General features: G+C 41.3%; 1 protein-coding gene and 2 tRNA genes. All 3 read right to left on the bottom strand.

Annotated features, from left to right (window positions below; all coding sequences use genetic code 11):
- Positions 1-94 precede the first annotated feature (94 nt).
- Positions 95-832, bottom strand: coding sequence for a delta-lactam-biosynthetic de-N-acetylase (pdaA, locus tag AC1DWN_RS33920; RefSeq protein ID WP_477563213.1), 738 nt, complete (start codon positions 830-832; stop codon positions 95-97).
- A gap of 278 nt (positions 833-1,110) precedes the next feature.
- A tRNA-Pro gene (locus tag AC1DWN_RS33915) sits at positions 1,111-1,187 on the bottom strand.
- Between the two features lie 9 nt (positions 1,188-1,196).
- A tRNA-Thr gene (locus AC1DWN_RS33910) sits at positions 1,197-1,272 on the bottom strand.
- Positions 1,273-1,282 lie beyond the last annotated feature (10 nt).

Here is a 1,282-nt window from a genome sequence, read left to right as displayed (position 1 = left end):
GTCTAATACTTATGCATAGATTAAACCAAAAAACCTTAACCATATTGGCTAAGGTTTTTGCAAATTCGTAGTCAGTTTAACTTGTGGAATATTGCTAATTCATCGTCAGCTGATCCAAGTTAGTGAACTCATACCCCTGACGACGCGCTTCATCAATGATTCGACCTAATGCCTCAGTATTATCCTTAGAGACAGAATGCAATAGAATAATCGCACCTGGATGAAGCTGCTTTATCACTTGATTGTAAGCGTACTGCGAGCCATTTTGCGCATTCACATCCCAGTCCTTATAGGCAACTGACCAGAATACATTGGTGTAACCAAGCTGCTTACTTGCCGCAAGTACTTTTTCGCTGAAAATACCTCTCGGCGGACGAAGGTACTTCATTTCCTTCTGTCCAGTAAGTAAAACTACTTGTTCTCTTACCTTATCGAGTTCTGTTTGAATCTGTCCATCTGAGAGCTGAGTCATATCCGGATGGCTCCAAGAATGATTACCCACAATATGCCCTTCCGTGACCATCCTTTTAAGCAGCTCGGGCTGATCCTTAACATAATGTCCAGTCACAAAAAAAACTGCAGGTACATTTTTCTGTCTGAGTACATCGAGAATTTTTGACGTATAGCCGTTTTCATAGCCATTATCAAATGTCAGGAACAGCTCTTTCTTGTTCGTATCACCGAGAAACAGCGCTCCGTATTTTGTAACAATGTCCTTGAAGCCTTCTTCATTAATGGAAGGTAGTCTGCCTTCCACACTCTTCTTGAAACCAAAGTGAAACACGCCAGGCCCTGCGTCTGCTACAACTGGGCTTATTGCGCTCCAAATCATTGCCGTAAGCAGCATCATCATTAACGACATGCTATGTTTTCGCAACAGATCACTCCTTTTATTGAACCTGAATCCAATGGTTAATTGTGTATTTAAATTGCCCTACATCAGCCATAAATAATCAACAATTTCTAAAGATCACAAATTGACTCCTTATTAATTCTTTAACTTGATATTTATCTGAACTATCACTGAAACACAAAAAAACCACTATCATCATATGTCCTTCGGACAGCATGATTAGTGATTCAAAGGTTTAAGTTATGTTGTTAAAATAATGGTCGGGACGACACGATTTGAACATGCGACCCCCTGGTCCCAAACCAGGTGCTCTACCAAGCTGAGCTACGTCCCGCCAAAAAAATGGTGCCGTCGAGAGGACTTGAACCCCCAACCTACTGATTACAAGTCAGTTGCTCTACCAGTTGAGCTACAACGGCACATCGATTA

It is taken from the genome of Paenibacillus sp. P4_A7 (genome assembly GCF_056402455.1).
Note: the sequence above shows the minus strand (reverse complement) of the source record. Positions and strands in the feature narration are given on the sequence as shown.